Below are 22,504 nucleotides of genomic sequence, written 5' to 3' on the forward strand. Positions count from 1 at the left end.
GCGCTCTCTGTGACGCGATGGTTCGCGGTTGGGTTCCTCCGGATACCAACTGGTCTAGTCCGGACTAGACCAGTACGCACCATACTCCACGAATCGGAGGGAGATGAAGACGCGGGGCGGAACTTCGTCCGGGACCCGGGCCGCCGCGGGAGTTCCGGCCGCCGGAACGCGGGAAGGGGAGCCGGAAATGGTCATGAAGGCGCGCCGCGAACCGGAGGCGCCGTCCGGCACCCGGGCCCGACCTGCGCATTTGTCGATCTTGGCGTCGCCGGTGCGTGATCGGGCCGTTACGAATTCGTGCATTGACATGCCTTTCGGTGCTGTGGTCTAGTCCGGCCTAGACCAGTACGAACCAAATCGAATACCGTCGAACGACCGACCAGCCCACCCATCCGTCGAAACCCGGCGAATCCCATCGATCCGGCCACCGGCCATCGAGGAAACCCCCGTGACGACCATCGACCCGCACAGCCCCGTACCGAAGTACTTCCAGCTCCGCGCCATCCTTCTCGACCTCATCGAGAGCGCGGAACTGCCCGTCGACGCCCCGATCCCCTCGGAGCGCGAGCTGTGCGTCCGGTACCGGCTGTCCCGCATGACCGTCCGGCAGGGCGTCGACCAGCTGGTGTCCGAGGGGCGGCTCTACCGCGTCCCCGGCAAGGGCACCTTCGTCGCCCGGCCCAAGATCGAGATGCCGCTGCGGCTCGTCTCGTTCACCGAGGACATGCTGGCCCGCGGACTGCGGCCCGGCGCCGTCGACCTGGACCGGCGCACGGTCCCGGCAGACGCGCGCCTCGCCCGCATCTTCGACGTCGAGCCGGGCACGCAGATCCACGTCATCGAGCGGCTGCGCACCGCCGACGGGGAACCCATGGCACTCGAACGCGCGCATATCCTGGCCTCGCTCGCACCCGACCTGCTCGATCGCAGGCTCGCCGACCGCTCCCTGTACGGCGTCCTCGAAGCGGTCTACGGGCTCGTCTTCGACGCGGGCGACCAGACCATCGACGCCAGCCTGGCCGACGCCGCCGACGCCAGGCACCTGCAGATCGCCCGGGGCAGTGCCGTGCTGCTCCTGCAACGGCGCTCCTACACCGGAGGAGTGTGCGCCGAGCTGGGCGTGTCGACCTACAGGGCGGACCGCTACCAGATCCACACGGCCCTCGGAAATCCCCCGCCGCACTCCTGAAACCCCTGAGGAGGAACCTCGCGATGACTGCGACAACAGTGGACTCCGCGCCGCGCCGAGGGTCGAGCGCCCTCGCGGTACTGCAGCGGATCGGCCGCAGCCTGATGCTGCCGATCGCCGTGCTGCCCGCCGCCGCGCTGCTGCTCCGGTTCGGCCAGCCCGACATGCTCGGCGCGGACGGCCTCGGCTGGAACCGCGTCGCCGAGGTCGTCGGCGGCGCGGGCCAGGCCCTGTTCAGCTTCCTGCCGCTGCTGTTCGCGGTCGGCGTGGCGATCGGGTTCGCCCGCAAGTCCGACGGATCCACCGCGCTCGCCGCCGTGGTCGGATACCTGGTCTTCGACCAGGTATCCAAGATCATGTTCTCGCACAGCGACGAGCTCAAGGGCAACGTACTGATCACCAAGATGGTGGACGGGGCGCCCAAGGAGGTCATCGACTTCGGGGCCAAGAACCCCACCGACGTCCTCGGCGGCATCCTCATCGGCGTCGTCGCCGCACTGCTCTACCAGCGCTTCTACCGGGTGAAGCTGCCCACCTACCTGGCGTTCTTCGGCGGCCGGCGGTTCGTCCCGATCGTCACGGCGCTCGCCGCCCTGGTGCTCGGCGTCCTGATCGGCTTCATCTGGCCGGTGTTCGGCAGCTGGCTGACCGACTTCGGCAACTGGATCACCGGCGCGGGCGCCGCCGGCGCCGGCATCTACGGCGTCATCAACCGCCTGCTGCTGCCGTTCGGCCTGCACCACATCCCGAACTCGCTGATCTGGTTCGTCTTCGGCTCCTACAACGGCCCGGACGGCACCGTGCACGGCGAGATCAACCGGTACCTGGCCGGCGACCCGCACGCGGGCGGCTTCCTCGCCGGGTTCTTCCCCGTCCTGATGTTCGGCCTGCCCGGCGCCGCCCTGGCCATCTGGCGCGCCGCTCCCCCGCACCGCCGCCCGGCGGTCGGCGGCATCATGATCTCCGCCGCGCTCACCGCGTTCGTCACCGGCGTCACCGAGCCGATCGAGTTCGCCTTCATGTTCGTCGCGCCCGTCCTGTACGGGGTGCACGTCGTCCTCACCGGCATCTCGATGGCGGTGCTGGAGGCGGCCGGGGCCCAGCTCGGCTTCGGCTTCTCCGCGGGCGGCATCGACCTGCTGCTCAACGCCTCGAAGGACAACACCAAGGGCCTGTGGCTCATCCTCGGCATGGGCGTCCTGTACTTCTTCCTGTACTACTTCATCTTCAAGTTCCTGATCACGAAGTTCAACTTCGCGACCCCCGGCCGCGAGCCCGAGGACGAGGAGTCGACGGCCGTCGACGCGGGGGCCGACCCCGAGCTCGCGGGCGGCGGGAAGAAGAAGAGGAACCGCAAGGGCACCGCCGAGCCGCAGAACTCCGCGGCGGGCTGAGCCCTCCTCCGAGTCCCGGGCCCCCGCACCCCGGGACTCGCTCCCGAAGGCGGCGGGACGCACTCGCGTCCCGCCGCCTTTTCACATTCCCGTTACGGGAGCGGCCGTATGCGGTCAGGACGTATTTTCCACAAGCTTCGTGACTCCTGGTTCAAAAAGCGATTCAGGAGGTTTCATGGTGCGTCCGGTCAGAACCCGGGCCGTTCGGTTCGTCAGGTACCGCCCGACCCCGGCCGTGCACGGAGCACTGGCGTTGCGGCCCTCGGCGGGGCCCGCGCCGCGGGGGCCGGGGCTGCGGCTCGTCCGTCCCGCGGACGGGGAGGACGCGGAGGTCCAGGCCGTCGCGGACGCGGCGGTGCGGCTCGCCGTGGACGTCCTCGCGGGGACGCGGCCGCCGCACCAGCTGTCGCTCGTGGCCGTCCCGGCGGTCTGCCGGGAGATCGTCGCCCAGCTCGGCCCGCGGGCGCGCGGCGCACGGGTCGTCCCGCCGAAGGTGCTGTCGACGCGCTCGCAGCGGCCGGCGCCCGACGTCGCCGAGGCGGTCGCCCTGGTCGTCGTGGCGGGACGCGTCCACGCGCTGGCCCTGCGGCTGGAGCACGCGCGGGGACGGTGGCGCTGCACGGCGCTGGAGACGACGGCGCCCTGACCTGCGGGAACGGGCCCTGACATGCGGAAGCGGCCTCCCGAGGCTTCGGGGGGCCGCTTCCGCGCGTCCTGCTCGTGCTCTCCGGCGGCCTACTTGGCCTTGCTGCGCGGGTCGCCGTGGCAGCGCTTGAACTTCTTGCCGGAACCGCAGGGGCACGGGTCGTTGCGGTTGACGCCCGCGTACTCGTCCGCGGTCTCCTCGCTGTGGCGCTCGACGCCGCCCTCACCGTCGACGGTCGGGGCCGAGTACTCCAGCTTCTTCGGACGGCTCGGCTCGTCGAGGCCCTTCGCCTTGATCGAGACGGCCTCCTCGGCCTCCTCGACCTCCGCCTCGTCGGCCTTCTCCATGTCCACCGCGGGGGCGGACTTGGCGACCGACACCGGCTCGGCGCCCACGACCGGCGTCTCCGGCTGATCCTCCACCTCGACCTCGAGGTTGAAGAGGTAGCCGACCGACTCCTCCTTGATGCCGTCGAGCATCGCGTTGAACATGTCGTAGCCCTCGCGCTGGTACTCCACCAGCGGGTCGCGCTGCGCCATGGCCCGCAGGCCGATGCCCTCCTGGAGGTAGTCCATCTCGTAGAGGTGCTCGCGCCACTTGCGGTCCAGCACCGACAGCACGACGCGGCGCTCCAGCTCGCGCATGACCTCCGCGCCGAGCTCCTCCTCGCGCTTCTCGTAGGCCCCGAGAGCGTCCTCGCGGATCTTCTCGGCGAGGGTCTCGGCGTCCAGGCCGGAGATGTCGCCGCCGAGGTCCTCGACCAGCTCGTCCACCGTGATCGAGATCGGGTAGAGCTGCTTGAAGGCCTTCCACAGCTTGTCGAGGTCCCACTCCTCGGCGAAGCCCTCGCCGGTGGCGCCCGCGACGTAGCCGGCGACGACCTCGTCGATCATCCGGCGGACCTGGTCGCGCAGGTCCTCGCCCTCCAGCACCTTGCGGCGCTCGGCGTAGATGACCTTGCGCTGCCGGTTCAGCACCTCGTCGTACTTCAAGACGTTCTTGCGCATCTCGAAGTTCTGCTGCTCGACCTGGCTCTGCGCCGACCTGATCGCGTTGGACACGATCTTGGACTCGATCGGCATGTCGTCCGGGATGCTCAGCCGCGTCATGATGGCCTCGACGCGGGCCGAGTTGAACAGCCGCATCAGGTCGTCCTCGAGCGAGAGGTAGAACCGGGACTCGCCCGGGTCGCCCTGCCGGCCGGACCGTCCGCGCAGCTGGTTGTCGATGCGCCGCGACTCGTGCCGCTCGGTCGCCAGGACGTACAGGCCGCCGGCGTCGACGACCTCCTCGTGCTCGCCCTTGACGTCCTCCTTGGCCTTCTCCAGCGCCTCGGGCCAGGCGGCCTCGTACTCCTCGGGCGTCTCCAGCGGCGACAGCCCGCGCTGGTGCAGCGCCAGGTCGGCGCGGAAGTCGGGGTTGCCGCCGAGCATGATGTCGGTGCCGCGGCCCGCCATGTTCGTCGCGACGGTGACGCCGCCCTTGCGGCCCGCCTCCGCGACGATCGCCGACTCCTGCTCGTGGTGCTTGGCGTTCAGCACCGCGTGCGGGATGCCGCGCCGCTTGAGCATCTTGCTCAGCCGCTCGGACTTCTCCACCGACGTCGTGCCGACCAGGACCGGCTGGCCCTTCTCGTGCCGCTCGGCGATGTCGTCCACCACGGCCTCGAACTTGGCCTGCTCGGTCTTGTAGACGACGTCCGCGACGTCCTGGCGGATCATCGGCTTGTTCGTCGGGATCGGCACCACGCCGATCTTGTAGGTCTTGTTGAACTCCGCCGCCTCGGTGTCGGCGGTGCCGGTCATGCCGGACAGCTTGTTGTAGAGGCGGAAGTAGTTCTGCAGGGTGATCGTGGCGAGCGTCTGGTTCTCGTCCTTGATCGCCACGCCCTCCTTGGCCTCGATGGCCTGGTGCATGCCCTCGTTGTAGCGGCGGCCGTGGAGGATGCGGCCGGTGAACTCGTCCACGATCAGGACCTCGCCGTTCATGACGACGTAGTCCTTGTCGCGCTTGTAGAGCTCCTTGGCCTTCAGGGCGTTGTTGAGGAAGCTCACCAGCGGCGTGTTCACCGAGTCGTAGAGGTTGTCGATGCCGAGCCAGTCCTCGACCTTCTCCACGCCGGACTCGGTGACGCCGACCGTGCGCTTCTTCTCGTTGACCTCGTAGTCGCCGGGCCCGTACTCGTCGACCTGCCCGGCCGTGCTGACCAGCTCGGCGCGCTTCAGCCGCGGGACGATCTTGGCGAACTCCGAGTACCACTTGGAGTTCTGCTCGGCCGGACCGGAGATGATCAGCGGGGTGCGGGCCTCGTCGATGAGGATCGAGTCGACCTCGTCCACGATCGCGTAGTTGTGGCCGCGCTGGACGCACTCCTCCAGGCTCCACGCCATGTTGTCGCGCAGGTAGTCGAACCCGAACTCGTTGTTCGTCCCGTAGGTGATGTCGGCGTTGTAGGCCGCCCGGCGCTCGTCCGGGGTCATCTGCGGGAGGATGACGCCGACCTCGAGGCCGAGGAACTGGTGGACGCGGCCCATCCACTCGGCGTCGCGCTTGGCCAGGTAGTCGTTCACCGTGACCACGTGGACGCCCTCGCCCGACAGGGCGTTGAGGTAGGCGGGGAGCACGCAGGTCAGGGTCTTGCCCTCACCCGTCTTCATCTCGGCGATGTTGCCGAGGTGCAGCGCCGCGCCGCCCATCACCTGGACGTCGTAGTGGCGCTGGCCGAGCACGCGCTTGGCGGCTTCGCGTGCGGTCGCGAACGCCTCCGGCAGCAGCTCGTCCAGGGTCTCGCCGTCGGCGATGCGCTCCCGGTACTTGTCGGTCAGCTCGCGCAACTCGGCGTCGCTCATCTCGAGGAAGTCCTCCTCGATCGAGTTGACCTGATCCGCGAGCTTCTTGAGCTTGCGCAGAGTTTTTCCCTCGCCCGCACGAAGGATCTTGTCGATGACTGGCGGCACTCTCGAAGGCTCCTTGCAGATCGTGGGTCACCGCTCCAGGCGGCGCGCACACCACACGTACGATGCCCATCGTAGGCGAGACCCAGAATGGTCTAGGTCACTCCGGAGCGCAATCCGCAGAGCGCCCCGTTTGACTTTCGGGGCCTCGGAGAAGATGTCACACACCTCAGGAGGGAGCCGCAATGTCGGAAGAGTCGCACGGTTCGCACGCCGGACGGCCGAGTTCGTGGATCGCCGTCGCCGTCATCTTCGCCGGTTTCGTGGTAGGCGGCGTCGGGCTGTGCCTGGGCCCCATGTGGGTCATGTTCTGGGCCGGCGGCGGCATCGTCGTGCTCGGCCTGCTCGTCAGCTGGGTCGTCCACCTGTTCTCCGACGTGGTCGTGGACGCGCCCCGCGTCATCCCCGAGATCGTCGACTACTCGCTGTTCGGAACCCAATCCGACAAGCGGCGCGGCGGCAAGGCCGGCGAGGTCCTGGACACCCCCGTGGCCACCGACACCCAGCAGGCCCCCCACGGCTGACCTCCCGCCAAGGCCCCCGAAAGCCGCCCCCGGCCCGGCCGCCCTCGCCCCAGCGAGCGCCCGCCCCCGGCGGGCGGCTTCCTGCCTCCCACCCCCGAAACAGGGCCCTAACCCTTCCAACCGATCCCCAAGCAAGCACCCACCACCACCGCTCCCGAGCAGTGCAGCCCCACCCCAGAGGACGGCCGCAGCCCAGGCGACAGTCGCTGAAACCGAGGCGCCTTCCGGCCCCCTCCGCCTCCGCCGTACCCGCACCCACCCTTCAACAAGGCTTGCCCCCAGGCGAGCCTCAGAAGGCGGCTGCGGGAGGCAGGGGCGGCTCCCTTCCCCGGTTCCCCCGGGGCTGCGCGGCGCTGCCGGAGAGCCTCTGAGCAGGACTTACGCGCTTCCAGAGGGTGGGCCGGTCCTGGTTACGGCTGTGGAGGCCGGGGTGGCTTCCTCGGCCTGCAGCCGTCGGCGAGTCGGGCGGGGGTTCAGGAGGGGGATGTGGCGGTCAGGGCGGTTTTCAGGAGGGCGGGGGGCAGGGCGGTCCGCTCTATGCGGACGTCGTCGCAGCCGACCCACGTCGCGGCGCGCCACAGGGCGGTGGCCAGGGCCGTCGCCGATGATTCCGTGCGGGCGGCGGTGCGGGTCGCCCAGGGCTCCATGGACACCTGGCGGGCGATGAGCGTGCGGCCCTCCCTCGCGGGGTCGACGCGTCCGATGAGGCGCCCGCCGGCCAGGAGCGGCATCGCGAAGTAGCCGTGGACTCGCTTGGCCTTCGGGACGTACGCCTCCAGGCGGTGGTCGAAGCCGAAGACGCGTGAGGCGCGGGCCCGGTCCCATACGAGGGAGTCGAAGGGCGAGAGCAGCGCGGTGGCGTGCCTGCCCTTGGGCGGTGAGGCCAGCGCGCCGGGGTCGGCCCAGGCGCGCTGGGTCCAGCCGGCGACCTCGACGGGGACCAGGCCGGCGGCCTCCACCACGCGGTCGACCTGGTCCTGCTTGATCCGGTAGTAGTCGGCGAGGTCGCCGCGGGTGGCCACGCCGAGGGCCCGTCCGGCGCGGGCGACGAGGGCGGTCAGGCAGGCGTCGTCGTCAAGGTCCCGCGCGAGGAGCTCACCGGGGACGGCCCGCTCGGCGAGGTCGTACACGCGGCGCCAGCCGACCCGCTCGACGCAGACGACCTCGCCGATGTCCAGCAGCCACTCGATGCCGATCTTGTGGTCGCTCCAGTCCCACCAGTCGGCGCTCGCCTTGGCGCCGCCGAGCTCCTTGGTGGTGAGGGGGCCGCCCGCGGCGAGCCGGGCGCGGATCTCGTCGCAGACGCCTTCGGGGACCTTGTGCCAGCGCCAGCCGCGGCGCAGGTAGGCGCGGCGCCGGAACGCGAACAGCGGCCAGTCGGCCATGGGAAGGATGGACGCGGCGTGCGCCCAGTACTCGAAGGTGCCGCCGGCCGAACCGCTCGCGGGTGGCGCGGGCTTCGTGGAGCGGCGTGCCCCGGATCCGGCGGCCCGCCGCCCGCCCCAGTAGGCGGCCTCGATCCTGTCGCGCCCGACCGGCCCGAGGCGGGCGTAGGGCACCAGCTCGTGGGACCGGGCCAGCACCGAGATCGTGTCGAGCTGGACGGCGCCGAGCCGTTCCAGCATCGCCGGCACGCCCCCCTTCGGGCGCGCCCCCAGGAAGCCCTGGGCGCGCAGCTGGAGCCGCCGTGCCTCGTCCGCGCTGAGTTCCACCACGCCGGTGATGCTACGACACGACACCGACAAAGCCGGAATGCCGGTCGCGCCGACTCAGGTGATCTCCAGGAGCTTCTCGCGGACGGCGTAGACGACGGCCTCCATGCGGGAGTGGAGCTGGAGTTTCTCCAGGATGTTGCGCACGTGGTTCTTCACCGTGTTCTCGGAGATGAACAGCTCACGCGCGATCTCCCGGTTGCCCAGGCCGCGCGCGACGAGCCGCAGCACCTCCATCTCGCGCTCGGTGAGGCGGGGCGCGGGGACCTGCTGGGTGCGCTCCTCGCTGCGCTTGGCCAGCGAGGCGAACTCGGTGATGAGCTTGGACGCCATCGAGGGGCTTATCAGCGACTGGCCGCCGTGCACGGCGCGGACGGCCTGCGGGACCTCGTCGATCGAGATCTCCTTGAGCAGGTAGCCGCTGGCCCCGGCCTTGATCGCCTCGAAGAGGTCCTCCTCCTCGTCGCTGATGGTCAGCATGACGATCTTCGCGCTGGGCGCGGCCTCCTTGATCGCGGTGCACGCCTCGATGCCGCTGCGGCGCGGCATCCGGATGTCCATGAGGACGACGTCCGGCAGCAGGTCGCCGGCCATCTCCACGGCCTGCTGGCCGTCGCCGCCCTCGCCGATGACCTCGATGTCGTCCTCGCCCTGGAGGACCATCTCCAGGCCGCGGCGGAAGAGCGCGTGGTCGTCGACGATGAGCACGCGGATGGGGTCAGCCGCTCCGGACGGCGCTGCCGCCTTCCGGCCGGCGGGGGCGGTGCCGGCCTGACGGGGTACCGCCGCGGCGTCGCGAGGCTCGGGATTCTCGCTCACCAGAGTCGCGGCGTGAAGGAGACGCCGCTTCCCCCCTTCACTATTCAGCGATATGGAACTGCCGGAGGGTCGTTCTCCTACGGGTCGTCCTCGGGAACCTACGGGGTCCGGGGACGAACCCGGGGGATTTCAGACCGGGGTGTCTCCCGGTTAACCGCCGCGCGCCCCGGGAGGTTCCCGGGACGCGCCGCGTCGCGGTCGGCTGAAACGCCTTTTCAGATCATGACATGGTTCGGGCGGTGACGTGACGCGAGTACCGCATCACTCTTCGACGAGCCTGATGACTCCGTAATCCCAGCCTCGCCTCCGGTAGACGACCGAGGGGTGCCCGGTGGACTTGTCGCGGTACAGGAAGAAGTCGTGGCCGACGAGCTCCATCTCGAAGAGCGCCTGCTCGATGCCCATCGCCTCGGCCTGGTGGAACTTCTCGCGGACGACCAGGGGGCCGTCGCCGTCCATGGGGATGGGGACGAGGTTCTCCTCCTCCGCGACCGCCACGGTCTCGGCCTCCGCCTCCACGGGCGGTGCGGCCGCTTCGGAGGGCTCGGGCGCGACGGCGGGGAGCGCCTCGGGGAGCGTCTCCATCGTGGCGAGCTTGGCGCGGCCCTTGCCGCCGTGGTTCTTCCCGCCGTGGCCCTTGCGCCGCTCGGAGTCGCGGCGGAGGCGCGACTCCAGCTTGTCCAGCGCCAGGTCGAGGGCTCCGTAGCGGTCGTCGGCGGCGGCCTCGGCCCGGATCACCGGACCGCGGGAGCGGATCGTGAGCTCCACCCGTTCGCGCTGGTCGGCGAGGCGCGGGTTGCGTTCCTCCGAGACCTCCACGTCCACGCGGATGACCTTCTGGTCGAGCCGCTCGATCTTGGCGAGTTTGTTGTCGACGTGCCGACGGAACCTGTCGTTGACGTCGGTGTGCCGGCCCCTGACGGTGATGTTCACGTGGGACCCCCCTTCTCCCGGTTGCGTTTCCTGCCCGCTCCGGGGCCCCTGACAGCCCCGGACGGGTACCAAAGGACGGTGGGTCGCACCCGCCCGGCCGACCTGGTCTTCGTCCCCACATCCGCCTGCTGAGGGGCTCGCGGCGCTTTCGCCACTACTGCCCTTCTCCCGTTACGGGGGATGTCGGATCCCACGACGGGGCAGGACTTACCTCTAAGGCGCACCGTGATCGGTCGACGAGAAGTCGCCTTACGTGGGCCGTTTCGCCTGCGCCTGGCATCGGCTAGCCGGATCGTCTGCCGTGCCCCTGACGGGCACTGCGATCCAACGCAACCACGGACCCGGGCGGGTGCCATGTCAGGAACGCTAACCCCTTAAGCCACGAATGTCAGGGGGGTGCGGCGAGGAAAAACTCACTGACCGTCATCGTTGACTGCCTCAGCGGGGTCTTGGGCCGCCCCTCCGGGGGCCCGTCACGGACGCGAAACCCCCGTGTGCGCGCCGTTCACGGGCCTAACGCCCGCCCAGGTCAGCCGGGACTGACCCCTCGGTGAGTTTCCGAAATCTCTGCTGCCTCATGTCCTAATGTGACTCGATTAACTTCACACTGTCCCCCTACAGCACACAGGCCCGACAAGTTCCACTACACGGCGTCACCAGAGCCGGTGCCGGGGCGTCGCCGCGACGGTGGCCGCGCCCGCCACGTCCGCGCCGGCCGCCCGGAGGGCTCGCGCGGACTCGGCCAGGGAGGCGCCCGTCGTGACCACGTCGTCGACCAGGACGACGCGGCGCCCGGCGACCTCGGCGCGCGCCTCGACGGCCCCCGCGAGGTTGGCGGCCCGCTCCCTGGCCGAGAGCCCGGCCTGGTCGGCGACACGCCCCCGCTGCCGCAAGGCGCCGAGCGCGGTCACGGGAACACCGCTCGCGCGGAGCCGCCGCACCGCGACCTCGACCATCCCTCGCAGGGGGTCATGGCCGCGCCGGCGCACGGCTCTGCGCCCCGACGGCACCCAGACCACCAGGGGCGGGCCGGGGCCGGACGGGAGGGCCGCATGGACGGCCGTCGCCAGGGCCTCCCCCAGCGGGACGGCGAGGGCCGCGCGGCCGCGCTCCTTGTAGGAGGCCAGGATCGTGCGCAGCGGCCCCTCATAGGCCGCCACGGTCCACGGAGGGGGCAGCCCGGCGGGCGCCTGCCCCGCCGGGCGCGCCTCCGCCAGGAGGGGGCGTGCGCACGCGTCGCACAGCAGGCCCGGATGATGCCCGCACCCGGCACAGCGTTGCGGGAGCAGCAGGTCGATCAGATCGGCGAGAGCACTCATGCCCCCGACGATGCCGGGCGCGCCCGCGCGCCGCCCCGCACTCCACCAACTGTGGATAACTCTCAGTGATCACGAAAAGTCGACCGAAGAGCCGCCGCTTCGGCGTGTCGCGGTAGGCCCCGGGCGCCGTGCGTCAGCCTGGGTAGGAGGGGTCCTTGGCGGGGGTGGGGCAGATCCAGGGACTGTAGGAGTTGCTCGGGGAGCGCTGGCGGCAGACCTGGTCCTTGCCGGACGAGCGGGTTCCGATGAGGATCGGGGCGCCGGGGGCGGCCGCGATCGTGCGGGGCTCGCCGAGGGAGCCGACGCCCAGGGACGTGATGGCGCTGCCGCTGATCGGCATCAGGAACGGGAGGGTCTGCGAGTCGCGCTTGGCGCGGCCCAGGACGGCGAGCGTGCCGTAGTCGCGCCAGGCGAGGTCGACGGCGTCCTGGAGCTCGGAGCTCACGGGCAGGAACGAGCCGACGTCCAGGCCGTCACCCGAAGACCGGACGATGCGCCCCACCTGGACCTGGGGGCGCCCGTCGACGCGGGCGATCACGGCCGCGCGGACGCCGTCGCGGGCCATGCGGAAGGCGAGGACCTCGCGGCCGCCCAGGCCCCAGTGGGCGGCGCGGACGGGCGGTTTGCCGCGCCTGCGCACCCAGAGCGAGGACTCGTCCTTCTTCGTCTCCACGATCCACAGGGTGCCGTCGTGGCTCCAGGTGGGCGCGGTGAAGCGGGCCCCGGGGCGCGCGGTCAGCAGGACGCGCGGCGCGGGCTGGCCGGTGACGGGGGCGGCGACCAGGACCTGGCTCTCGTCGGCGCTCAGGCCGGCGAACTCCTGGTGGTCGGGGGCGACGGCGGGACGGGAGAGGCGGCCGGCGGAGCCGGTCACCACGGGCTGGGCGCGGTCGCTCTCCAGGGTGCCGAGGAAGCCGGAGGGGCCGACGACGTAGGCGCTCTGCTGGACTCCCTCGGGGGGCACCTGGCCGTCGGGAGAGTTGCCCTCCCAGCCGTTCACGGGCTGCGTGGCGTCGGCGCCGTCGGGCACGACGGTCCTGCCCTCGATCGACAGCCGCCACGACTTGATCTCCGAGAGCTGCCGCATCGTCCACGAGAGCTGTGCCGACATGCGCTCGACGTCGCCGCCGCGGGCCTGGCCCGTGAGGTCGACGGTCGCGACGTCCTTGTCGATCCGCACGCCGCGGCGGAGCCGGGTGCCCTCCGGGAAGGCGGTGTCGACCGCGCCGTTCAGCCAGGAGGTCGGGCCGGTCAGCAGGGCCTGGACGAGCTGGGTGGGCAGCGTCTGCCGGTTCACGACCGGCAGGAAGACGCCGTTCGGGACGAGGGTGCGCCGGTCGGGCGCGAGGAAGAACAGGTTGACGGTGCGCATGGCGCGCTCGACGTCGTCCTTGGTGAGCAGCAGGCCGGCCTTGTCGTCGCCGGGCAGGCCGGCGATGCGCCAGACGCCCTGCGGGGTCCTGGTGAGCTGGAAGGTGGCGTCGAGCGCCTTCGGGGAGGCGGTGTACTGGCCGTCGGCGGTGATCGTGCCGAGTTCCTCGCCGGTGACGCGGACGGTCGCCTGGTTCCCGGACGACTTGATCACGTGCGGGTCGGTGATGCGGCTCGCCAGCACGGTCACGAAGGGCCGCAGGCCGGGGTTCCAGGACGTCTGGCCGGACAGGTACTGCTTGGCGACCTTGTGGCCGTCGTCGAAGCTCGCGGACGCGGCGAGGAAGCCGGAGACGATCTGGGCGGGGCCCCACTCGGGGCGCGGCTTCACCGGGATCAGCCGGACGTAGGGGTCGTCGACGCGCTCGGCGCGCTCGGCGGGCCTGCCGGAGACGACCTGCCCGCCGCTCGGGACGTTCGCGCAGCCGGCGCCGCCCAGGACCAGGACGGCGACGGCGAGCAGGCACGTGAGCCGCCGGGTTCCGGCGCAGGGGCTCATTCGCCGGCCTCCAGCTCCGCGAACAGGGGGCGGGCGTCACCGGCCCCCGGCGGGACGAGCGGCAGCGGCGAGCCCCGCAGCTCGGCCCCCGCCACGCGCGGCAGCGAGAGGCGGAACTGGGAGCCCGCGCCGGGCTCTCCCCACGCCTGGAGCCAGCCGCCGTGCAGCTGCGCGTCCTCCCGGGAGATCGACAGGCCGAGCCCGGTGCCGCCGGTGGTGCGGGCGCGGGCCGGGTCGGCGCGCCAGAAGCGGTCGAAGACCATCTGCCCCTCCCCCGGTTTGAGCCCGACCCCGTGGTCGCGGACGGCGACGGCGACGGCGTCGCGGTCGGCGCCCACGGAGACGACGATGTCCTCGCCGTCGCCGTGCTCGACGGCGTTGACGAGGAGGTTGCGCAGGATGCGCTCGACGCGGCGGCGGTCGACCTCGGCCATGCAGGGCTCGCCCGGCAGCTGCAGGATGACCTTGCTGCCCTTGCGCTCGGCGAGGCCCTGGATGTCGCCGACGACGCGCAGCACGAGGTCGCGCATGTCGAGGGACTCGGCGTCGAGCGTCGCGGCGCCGGCGTCGTGGCGGCTGATCTCCAGCAGGTCGGCCAGGAGCGACTCGAACCGCTCCAGCTGGCTCTGCAGCAGCTCCGCGGACCGCCCGACGGACGGGTCGGCGAAGCCGTCGCGGTTCTCGTAGAGCATGTCGGCGGCGATCCTGATGGTGGTCAGGGGCGTGCGCAGCTCGTGGGAGACGTCCGAGACGAACTGGCGCTGCACCTGGGACAGGTCCTCCAGCTCGCCGATCTTCTCCTGGAGGTTGGCGGCCATGTCGTTGAAGGAGCGGGCGAGCCGGGCGAGGTCGTCCTCGCCGCGGACCCGCATGCGCTCTTCGAGGCGCCCGGCGGCGAGCCGCTGCGCGCCCTGGGCCGCGAGCCGCACCGGGATCACGACCTGGCGCGTGACCAGGGAGGCGATCGCGGCCAGCAGCAGCACCAGGACGATGCCCACTCCGGCCAGGGAGCGGCTGACGTTGGTGAGGGTCTGCTGCTCCTGCGTCAGCGGGAACAGGTAGTACAGCTCGAACTGGCCGGTCTTGCCGCCGACGATGAGGCCGCGCTCGTTCGAGCGGTCGCCGACGTAGGAGAGCTTGCCGTAGGTGTAGGCGCGGGATCCGGCGGGGGCGTTCTTCAGCTCCTCGCGGAGGCGCTTGGGGACGCTCTCCTGGCGCAGTTCGTTGGTGGTGTACCCGTCGAAGTACTGCTCGGTGGTGTCGCGGATGTAGACCTCGTAGAGCCCCGAGGGCCCGCTGCGGGCCTTGAGCCGGTCGATCGTCGAGTTCAGCCTGCTGCCGTCGCCCGTGGAGTTGCCCAGGTCGCGCTGGACCTGCGCCAGGCCGTCGTCCAGCTGGAGACGGGCCGCCTTGACCTTGCCGTCCATCAGCGCGGACGACACCTGCTGCATGAGGAACGCGCCCAGGATCGCCACCACGATCGCCGAGATGAACAGGGTGGACGTGACGACGCGGACCTGGATCGACCGGCGCCACCGCAGGTAGCCGGCGCTCGCGGCGCCCTGCAGGACGCGGCGGACCGCGCCCAGGCCGCGCCGGACGAACCGCTTCGCCCTCCTCATGTCGACGTTCATGGGAGGTCCGCGAGGCGGCGCGGCGGTCCGGAGGGGCGCTGGTCGGTCATGGGCGGGTCACCGGCGGCGGGACGGCTTCAGGCCGGGCCGGCCTTGTAGCCGACCCCGCGCACGGTGACGACGATCTCGGGCCGTTCCGGGTCCTTCTCGATCTTGGCGCGGAGCCGCTGGACGTGCACGTTCACCAGCCGCGTGTCGGCGGCGTGCCGGTAGCCCCAGACCTGCTCCAGCAGCACCTCGCGGGTGAAGACCTGGCGGGGCTTGCGGGCGAGGGCGACCAGCAGGTCGAACTCCAGCGGCGTGAGCGGGATGTGCCGGTCGCCGCGCTTGACCGAGTGGCCGGCGACGTCGATGGTGATGTCGCCGATCTGCAGGGTCTCGGGCGCCGGCTCGTCGGTGCGGCGCAGGCGGGCGCGCACGCGCGCCACCAGCTCCTTGGGCTTGAACGGCTTGACGATGTAGTCGTCGGCGCCCGACTCCAGGCCGAGGACGACGTCCACGGTGTCGCTCTTGGCGGTCAGCATGACGATCGGCACGCCGGACTCGGCGCGGATCTGCCGGCACACGTCGATCCCGTCGGCCCCCGGCAGCATCAGGTCGAGCAGCACGAGGTCGGGCCGGGTCTCCCGGAACGCCTCGAGCGCCTTGTCGCCGTCGTGGACGAACGACGGCTCGAAGCCCTCGCCCCTCAGCACGATGCCGAGCATCTCGGCGAGCGCGAGATCGTCGTCGACGACCAGTACACGTCCTCTCATGGCCCTCATCGTCACAAGTCGGGGTTCGGTGGAGTGGGGCGCGATGCTCCGGCGCCACCTCGCCAGGGAGAGTTATGCCTTGGCGTGCAAGGTTACCCGCGTTTGCGTCGTACGGCGCTCCCCCTCATCGTCCGGGCGACCCGCCATGGTAGGCGCGAGTCCCGCACACGGCGCAAGATCTGCGCCGTGCCCGTGACAGGATGACCTGACCGGCGGCCGCGTACCGGCCCGGATCGGGCCAGATCGGACGTGCCGCCGACCCGCCGGAGAGCGCAGGGAGACGGGATGCCGGGACCGGACGGCTGGGACGACGACGCCGGCGCCACCGATGTGGCGCGGGGCGTCCCGTTCCGTCCCATGTCCATCTCGGAGATGCTGGACGGCGCGATCGCCGGGATCCGGCTCAGGCCGCGCGCCACGCTGGGCCTGTCGGTGGCGGTCAGCACGGTGATCCAGGTGACGAGCTCGGTCGCCGCCTACTTCTTCGTCGGCGACGAGGCCCGCGACGAGGTCACCCCGGACGTGCTGATGGAGTCGCTGGGCGCCCAGCTGACCCTGTCCCTGCTGGGGCTGGTGCTGTCGGCGTTCGGGATCCTGCTGCTGGCCGGGCTGGTGGCGCCGATCCTGGGGCGCGAGCTCCTGGGCGTGCCGATGGCTCCGAGGCAGGCGTGGCGGGACGCCCGGCCGCGGTTCGGACGGCTGGTCGCCACCGCGTCGGCGGTCATGGGCGTCTCGCTGGGTGCGCTGGCCCTGCCGGTCGTCCCGTTCTTCCTCCTGATCGCCGCCGGGGCGCGCCCGGCGTTCGCCGTGCTCGCCGGGATCTTCGGTTTCCCCGTCGGCGTCGGGCTGATGGTGTGGCTCTACATCCTGTTCGTCCAGGCGGTCCCCGCGGTCGTCCTGGAGCGGCGGACCGTCGGCGGCGCGCTGCGCCGCGCGACGACGCTCTCCAAGGGGCGGTGGTTCCGGACGTGCGGGACGCTCCTGCTGGCCCTGCTCGTGACCGTGTTCATGGGCTTCTTCGCCCTGCGGATCCCGTTCCTGTTCGCACAGCTGGTCTTCTTCGGCGACTCCTCCGGCAGCGGGTCGACGATGGGCGCGCTCGCCGTGGACACCGCGGGCCGGATCGTGAGCTGGTCCGTGGTCCTGCCGTTCGACGCGGGCGTGATCGCCCTGCTCTACATGGACCGGCGGATGCGCCGCGAGGGCTTCGACCTGGACCTGCGCACCCGGGGACGGTCGGCCGCGGCCGTCGCCGCCGGGGAGCGGGGAGCGGCGGCGGATCAGGGCGCCGGTGAGCAGGACGAGGGGTTCATCGACCTGTGGCGGACGGGCCCGGCCCTGTCCGGCCCGGCACAGGCCGGACCGGCGCAGGCCGGACAGGCGCAGGCCGGACAGGCGCAGGCCGGACAGGCGCAGGCCGGACAGGCGCAGGCGGGCCCGGCGCAGGGACGTCCATGGACTGGGGCGGGCACGTGATACTCGATCCGATCGGCCACGACGACGCCCGCGAGATGGCCCGCCGCGAGCTGGAGAAGCAGATCTACCAGCGCGACAAGCCGTCCTGGCTGGAGCGGGCCTGGGACGACTTCGCCGAGTGGCTGCGCCATCTGTTCGACAAGGCGCCCGCCCCGGAGTCGCAGGGCAGCGGCGGCGGGTGGACGTCCATCGCCATCGTCGTCGCCGTCGTGCTGGTCGCGGTCGCGCTGGTGGTGTGGCTGATGTGGGGGCGCCGGAACCCGCGCTCCCGCAAGGGGCCGCTGCTGGAGGACGCGCCGTCCACGGCGCTCGACCACCGGGAGGCGGCCGAGCGGCACGCCGAGGCCGGGCAGTGGGCCGAGGCGATCCGCGAGCGGCTGCGCGCCATCGCCCGCGATCTCGAGGAGCGCGCGGTGCTGGCGGCGCGGCCCGGCCGGACCGCCGACGAGCTGGCCGCCGAGGCGGGCGAGGCGGTGCCGGAACTGGCCGGGGAGCTGGTCGCGGGCGTGCGGGTCTTCGACGACGTCTGGTACGGGGACCGCCCGGGCACCCCCGAGGGATACGCCCGGATGACCGAGCTGGACGAGCGGCTCCGGGCGGCGCGGCCGAAGCCGCTGGAGTCCGATGACCTCACCCTGGCCGGAAGCGGCGACGAAGGAGGGCCGCGATGGTGACGGCGTCCCCGCCCCGCGCGGGAGGGCCCGCCGCCGAGGCGACGGCCCGGCAGGTCGCGGGACGCCGCTGGCGGTCGGCGCGCGGCGTCGTCGCGGCGGTCCTGGCGCTGATCGCGGTGGCGGTGGTGCTGGCCGCGCTGCGCCCTTCCGCGTCGGCCGAGGCGCTCGACCCGGAGTCGCCGAAGCAGGACGGCAGCCGGGCGCTGGCGGAGATCCTCCGCCGGCACGGCACGCCGGTGACGGTGGCCCGGAAGACCGGTGACGCCGTCGGCGCCGCCGGGCCGGGCACGGTCCTGGTGGTGACCCGCACGGAGCGGCTCACCGAGGAGGACCTCGCCCGGCTGAGCGGCGTCCCCGCGGACGTGCTGCTCGTCCGGCCGACGTCGTTCGCGCTGGAGGCGTTCGCCCCGCAGGTGCGCAGGCGGGGCCCGTCGCTGGAGGAGGTCGCCGCACCGGGCTGCGCCCTCCCCGTGGCGTCGCTGGCCGGGGCGGTCGACTTCCACGAGTCGGAGACCTACGAGGTCGCGGGCGCCGGCACGTCCTGCTACCGGACCGACTACGGCGACGCCAGGCTCGTCCAGGTCAGCACCGGCGCGCACACCGTGACGGTGCTCGGCTCGACGGCGCCGCTGACGAACCGGCGGCTCACCGAGGAGGGCAACGCGGCGCTCGGCATGAACCTGGCCGGCGCGGGCACCTCGGCTGTCTGGCTCGCCCCGGACCTGCCCGAGGCGGGCGCCGGCGCGGGGCAGCGGTCCCTCGGCGACCTGCTGCCCTTCGGGGTGAAGCTGCTCGTCCTCCAGCTGCTGGTCGCGGTGCTGCTGGTGGCGGTGTGGCGGGCCCGCCGCCTCGGCCCGGTCGTGGCGGAGGCGCTGCCCGTCGTCGTCCGGTCCGCCGAGACCGTCGAGGGCCTCTCCCGCCTCTACCGCGCCGGACGCGCCCGCGACCGGGCCTCGGACGCGCTGCGCTCCGGCGCCCGCGAACGGCTCGTGCCGCTCCTCGGACTCCCCCGCAGCAGCGCGCAGGACCCCTCCGCCGCGCGGGAGATCGTCACGGCGGTCGCCCGCCGCACGGCGTACGAAGAGACGTACGTCGGAGCGGCCCTGTACGGTCCTGAACCCTTGGACGACGCCGGGCTGATCGCCCTCACCGACGTCCTCGACGACCTGGAAAGGCAGGTACGCCAGTCGTGAACCCCCCTGTTGAGCTCGGGAAGGACGACGTGCCCGGCGGCGCGGGGCCGGGCACGATCTCCGAGGACGCCCGGCGCCAGGCCGAGACGGCCCGCGCGGCGCTGGCCGCCCTGCGCGGTGAGGTCGCCAAGACGGTGGTCGGCCAGGAGTCCGTGGTGACCGGGCTGGTGATCGCGCTGCTCTGCCGCGGCCACGTGCTGCTGGAGGGCGTCCCCGGCACGGCCAAGACCCTGCTGATCAAGACGCTGTCGCGCGCCCTCGACCTGGACTTCAAGCGCGTCCAGTTCACCCCCGACCTGATGCCCGGCGACGTGACCGGTTCGCTGGTGTACGACAACCGGACGGCGGAGTTCGACTTCCGCGAGGGGCCCGTCTTCACGAACCTCCTGCTCGCCGACGAGATCAACCGGACGCCTCCCAAGACGCAGGCGTCCCTCCTGGAGGCCATGGAGGAACGCCAGGTCTCGGTGGAGGGCACCGCGCGCCCCCTGCCCGACCCGTTCGTGGTGTGCGCGACGCAGAACCCGATCGAGTACGAGGGGACCTATCCCCTGCCCGAGGCCCAGCTCGACCGGTTCCTGGTCAAGCTGACGGTGCCCGTCCCCACTCGGGACGAGGAGATCGCCATGCTCCAGCGGCACGCCTCCGGGTTCGACCCGCGCGACCTGTCCGAGGTGAAGGCGGTCGCCGGAGCGGCGGAGCTGGCCGCCGGGCAGGCCGCCGTGCGGACCGTCCACCTCGACCCCAAGGTCGCCGCCTACGTCGTGGACCTGTGCAGGGCCACCCGGCAGTCCCCGTCGCTCCAGCTCGGCGTGTCGCCGCGCGGTGCGACGGCGCTGCTGGCCACGTCCCGCGCCTGGGCGTGGCTGTCGGGCCGCGACTACGTCACGCCGGACGACGTGAAGGCGCTGGCCAGGCCGACGCTGCGGCACCGCGTCCAGCTGCGTCCCGAGGCGGAACTGGAGGGCGCGACCGCCGACGGCGTGCTGGAGGGCATCCTCGCCCACGTCCCCGCCCCGCGCTGATGGCGCTGACCGGGCGTCTCGGGCTGCTGGCCCTCCTCGGCGCGGTCGTCCCGCTGTTCGCGCCGAGCTGGTGGACGCTCTTCGCGGTGTGGGGCGTCCTGCTGCTCGGCGTCGCCGCCGACCTCGCCCTGGCCGGGAACGTGCGGGCCCTGCGTTTCCACCGCTCCGGCGCCACCAGCGTGCGCCTCGGCGAGACGGCCCAGGTGTCGCTGATCGTGGAGAACCTCGGCCGGCGGCGCCTCAAGGCCCGGCTGCGGGACGTGTGGCCGCCCAGCGCGGGCGCCACGCCCCGCATGGTGCGGGTGGACGTGCCCGCCGGTGAGCGGCGCCGCGTCGAGATGGCGCTGACGCCGACCCGCCGCGGCGACCGGAAGGCCGTCGCCGTCGCCGTCCGCTCCGTGGGGCCGCTCGGGCTGGCCGCGCGGCAGCTCTCGCGGCCCGCGCCCTGGACCGTCCGGGCGCTGCCCGCGTTCCCGTCCCGCCGCCACCTGCCCGCCAAGCTCGCCCGGCTGCGGGAGCTGACGGGCGCGCACGTCGCGCTGATCCGCGGGCAGGGCACCGAGTTCGACTCCCTGCGCGAGTACGTGGACGGCGACGACGTCCGGTCCATCGACTGGCGCGCCACGGCGCGGCGCGGCGACGTGGTCGTGCGGACGTGGCGCCCCGAACGCGACCGCCGCATCTACCTCGTCCTCGACACCGGCCGCACGTCCGCGGGCCGGGTCGGCGACGTCCCGCGGCTCGACTGCTCGATGGACGCGGCGCTGCTGCTCGGCGCCCTGGCGTCCCGCGCCGGCGACCGCGTCGACCTGCTCGCCTACGACCGCCGGGTCCGCGCCCGTGTCGAGGGGGCGTCCCGCACCGACCTGCTGCCCGCGATGGTGCACGCCTTGGCGCCGCTGGACCCCGAGCTGCTCGAATGCGACGCCGCCGGGATGGTGTCGACGCTGATGGCGCGCGTCCGGCAGCGGTGCCTCGTGGTGCTGCTCACCGAGCTGAACACCGCCGCCATCGAGGAGGGCCTGCTGCCGCTGCTGCCGCAGCTCACCGCCCGCCACCTCGTCATGATCGCCGCGGTGTCGGACCCGCGGGTCGCGGAGATGGCGGAGGCCCGCGGCGACCTCGCGTCCGTCTACGACGCGGCGGCCGCCGAGCGCGCGAGGGCCGAACGCCGCCGTCTGACGGCCGAACTGAAAGGTTACGGCGTAGAGGTCGTCGACGCCCCACCGGGCGAAATAGCCCCCGCCCTAGCCGACGCCTACCTAGCCCTGAAGGCCGCGGGAAGGCTGTAGGGCCCGTGGGTGCCTGGTCAACCAGACACCGGCGCTAGATCTGGGTGGAGGTCGGTGTCGCCGGTCTGGCCTTGGCGGACGGCGCGGCGGCCTAGGACGATCACGTAGGCGAGGAAGGCGGCCTCGGCGATGACGCCGATGGTGATGCGCAGCCACGTGATGTGCACCCAGCCGGTCACGAAGCCCTCGATGAGACCGGACACGAGCAGCACCCCGATGAGGCCGAGGGCGATGCTGACGGCGGCGCGGCCCTCCTCGGCGAGGGCCTGGCCGCGGCGGCGCGGGCCGGGGTCGACGATCGTCCAGCCGAGCTTGAGGCCCCCGGCGCAGGCGAGGTAGACGGCGGTGAGCTCCAGCAGGCCGTGCGGGAGGATCAGCCCGAAGAACACCGAGCCCTTGCCGTAGGCGAACATCAGGCCGCCGCTGATCCCGAGGTTGACCTGGTTCAGCAGCAGGACGTACACGGTCGGGACGCCGAGCAGGATCCCGAAGATGAGCGCGGTCGCCGACACCCAGGCGTTGTTGATCCACACCTTGAACGCGAACGACGACGCCGAGTGCTCGGTGTAGTAGTTGGCGAAGTCGTGCTCGACGAGTTCGCGGATCTCGGCCGGGGTCCCGATGGTCGCCTGCACGTCGGGGCTGTGCACGACCCAGATGGCCAGGGCGAGCGACAGCAGGTTGCCGAGGACGGCGCTGCCGAGCCACCACCAGCGCATCCGGTACGCGGCCGCCGGGAACGACACGGTCGCGAAGCGGGTGACGTCGCGCCAGAGCGGCGCCTGGGCGCCGCCCACGGCGGCCCTGCCGCGCGCCACGAGCGACGACAGGCGTCCCACGAGCTGCGGGTCGGGCGAGCTGGAGCGGACGACCGACAGGTGCGTCGCCGTGCGCTGGTAGAGATCGACCAGTTCGTCGGCCTCCGCGCCGGTCAGCCGGCGGCCGCGGTTGATGAGCCGTTCGAGGCGCAGCCATTCGGCGTTGTGCGCGGCCACGTAGGCGTCGACGTCCACCCGGCGAGACTAACGCCTCGGC

18 protein-coding genes and 1 pseudogene are annotated in these 22,504 nt (G+C 72.3%); 9 read left to right on the top strand and 10 right to left on the bottom strand.

What is annotated here, in order from left to right; all coding sequences use genetic code 11:
* Positions 1-448: 448 nt before the first annotated feature.
* The 3 genes from BKA00_RS22515 (at position 449) to BKA00_RS22525 (ending at position 3,229) form a co-directional block, all read left to right on the top strand.
* Positions 449-1,189 carry a GntR family transcriptional regulator gene (locus BKA00_RS22515; protein ID WP_141581197.1) on the top strand — a complete coding sequence of 247 codons (741 nt, stop codon included), beginning with the start codon at positions 449-451 and terminating at the stop codon, positions 1,187-1,189.
* 23 nt (positions 1,190-1,212) lie between these two features.
* Positions 1,213-2,583 carry a PTS transporter subunit EIIC gene (locus BKA00_RS22520; RefSeq protein WP_185028011.1) on the top strand — a complete coding sequence of 457 codons (1,371 nt, stop codon included), beginning with the start codon at positions 1,213-1,215 and terminating at the stop codon, positions 2,581-2,583.
* A 175-nt stretch (positions 2,584-2,758) separates the two neighbouring features.
* Positions 2,759-3,229 (top strand): Rv3235 family protein, encoded by a 471-nt coding sequence (locus tag BKA00_RS22525; protein WP_185028013.1) that lies wholly within the window; start codon positions 2,759-2,761, stop codon positions 3,227-3,229.
* Positions 3,230-3,318: 89 nt separating this feature from the next.
* Here the strand turns inward: BKA00_RS22525 and BKA00_RS40870 are convergent, their stop codons facing one another.
* Positions 3,319-3,576 (bottom strand): SEC-C metal-binding domain-containing protein, encoded by a 258-nt coding sequence (locus BKA00_RS40870; protein WP_420829718.1) that lies wholly within the window; start codon positions 3,574-3,576, stop codon positions 3,319-3,321.
* 71 nt (positions 3,577-3,647) lie between these two features.
* Positions 3,648-6,186, bottom strand: a pseudogene (secA, locus tag BKA00_RS22530) (preprotein translocase subunit SecA); the annotation flags it as partial.
* Positions 6,187-6,368: 182 nt separating this feature from the next.
* Here secA and BKA00_RS22535 point away from each other — a divergent pair.
* On the top strand, positions 6,369-6,707 hold the full coding sequence (locus BKA00_RS22535; RefSeq protein WP_185028017.1) for an HGxxPAAW family protein: 339 nt from the start codon (positions 6,369-6,371) through the stop codon (positions 6,705-6,707).
* 473 nt (positions 6,708-7,180) lie between these two features.
* On the opposite strand, the gene BKA00_RS22540 is transcribed toward BKA00_RS22535, so the two are convergent.
* The 7 genes from BKA00_RS22540 to mtrA form a co-directional block, all read right to left on the bottom strand.
* On the bottom strand, positions 7,181-8,422 hold the full coding sequence (locus BKA00_RS22540) for a winged helix-turn-helix domain-containing protein (RefSeq protein ID WP_230298674.1): 1,242 nt from the start codon (positions 8,420-8,422) through the stop codon (positions 7,181-7,183).
* 54 nt (positions 8,423-8,476) lie between these two features.
* A complete protein-coding gene (locus BKA00_RS22545; protein ID WP_268248207.1) occupies positions 8,477-9,127 on the bottom strand; it encodes a response regulator in 651 nt (216 codons plus the stop codon).
* 372 nt (positions 9,128-9,499) lie between these two features.
* Positions 9,500-10,171 (bottom strand): ribosome hibernation-promoting factor, HPF/YfiA family, encoded by a 672-nt coding sequence (gene hpf, locus BKA00_RS22550; protein ID WP_185028020.1) that lies wholly within the window; start codon positions 10,169-10,171, stop codon positions 9,500-9,502.
* 653 nt (positions 10,172-10,824) lie between these two features.
* Complete coding sequence (locus tag BKA00_RS22555; protein ID WP_185028022.1) at positions 10,825-11,490, bottom strand: ComF family protein; 666 nt, start codon at positions 11,488-11,490, stop codon at positions 10,825-10,827.
* A gap of 133 nt (positions 11,491-11,623) precedes the next feature.
* Entirely contained in the window at positions 11,624-13,420 is a 1,797-nt protein-coding gene (locus tag BKA00_RS22560) for an LpqB family beta-propeller domain-containing protein (protein ID WP_185028024.1), read from the bottom strand.
* Positions 13,417-15,054, bottom strand: a complete 1,638-nt coding sequence (gene mtrB, locus BKA00_RS22565; protein WP_230298675.1) for an MtrAB system histidine kinase MtrB — start codon at positions 15,052-15,054, stop codon at positions 13,417-13,419. Before mtrB ends, BKA00_RS22560 begins: the two co-directional genes overlap by 4 nt.
* Before the next feature lie 77 nt (positions 15,055-15,131).
* Positions 15,132-15,809 (bottom strand): MtrAB system response regulator MtrA, encoded by a 678-nt coding sequence (gene mtrA / locus BKA00_RS22570; protein ID WP_021598338.1) that lies wholly within the window; start codon positions 15,807-15,809, stop codon positions 15,132-15,134.
* A 285-nt stretch (positions 15,810-16,094) separates the two neighbouring features.
* Here mtrA and BKA00_RS22575 point away from each other — a divergent pair, with 285 nt between their 5' ends.
* From BKA00_RS22575 to BKA00_RS22595, 5 genes are read left to right on the top strand one after another with little or no spacing between them, the layout of a single operon-like run.
* Complete coding sequence (locus tag BKA00_RS22575) at positions 16,095-17,285, top strand: hypothetical protein (protein ID WP_185028026.1); 1,191 nt, start codon at positions 16,095-16,097, stop codon at positions 17,283-17,285.
* Positions 17,282-17,959, top strand: a complete 678-nt coding sequence (locus BKA00_RS22580; RefSeq protein ID WP_230298676.1) for a DUF4129 domain-containing protein — start codon at positions 17,282-17,284, stop codon at positions 17,957-17,959. Before BKA00_RS22575 ends, BKA00_RS22580 begins: the two co-directional genes overlap by 4 nt.
* The gene (locus BKA00_RS22585) at positions 17,953-19,152 is read left to right on the top strand and encodes a DUF4350 domain-containing protein (protein ID WP_185028030.1); all 1,200 of its coding nucleotides are present in this window, start codon (positions 17,953-17,955) and stop codon (positions 19,150-19,152) included. The genes BKA00_RS22580 and BKA00_RS22585 overlap by 7 nt, the downstream gene beginning before the upstream one ends.
* A 56-nt stretch (positions 19,153-19,208) precedes the next feature.
* Positions 19,209-20,177: an AAA family ATPase gene (locus BKA00_RS22590; RefSeq protein ID WP_230298686.1), complete on the top strand. Its 969-nt coding sequence runs from the start codon at positions 19,209-19,211 to the stop codon at positions 20,175-20,177.
* On the top strand, positions 20,177-21,469 hold the full coding sequence (locus BKA00_RS22595; protein WP_185028034.1) for a DUF58 domain-containing protein: 1,293 nt from the start codon (positions 20,177-20,179) through the stop codon (positions 21,467-21,469). The genes BKA00_RS22590 and BKA00_RS22595 overlap by 1 nt, the downstream gene beginning before the upstream one ends.
* Before the next feature lie 17 nt (positions 21,470-21,486).
* Here the strand turns inward: BKA00_RS22595 and BKA00_RS22600 are convergent, their stop codons facing one another.
* Entirely contained in the window at positions 21,487-22,482 is a 996-nt protein-coding gene (locus tag BKA00_RS22600) for a stage II sporulation protein M (protein WP_185028036.1), read from the bottom strand.
* Positions 22,483-22,504: the final 22 nt, after the last annotated feature.

Source organism: Actinomadura coerulea, from assembly GCF_014208105.1.
GTDB classification, from domain to species: Bacteria; Actinomycetota; Actinomycetes; order Streptosporangiales; family Streptosporangiaceae; genus Spirillospora; species Spirillospora coerulea.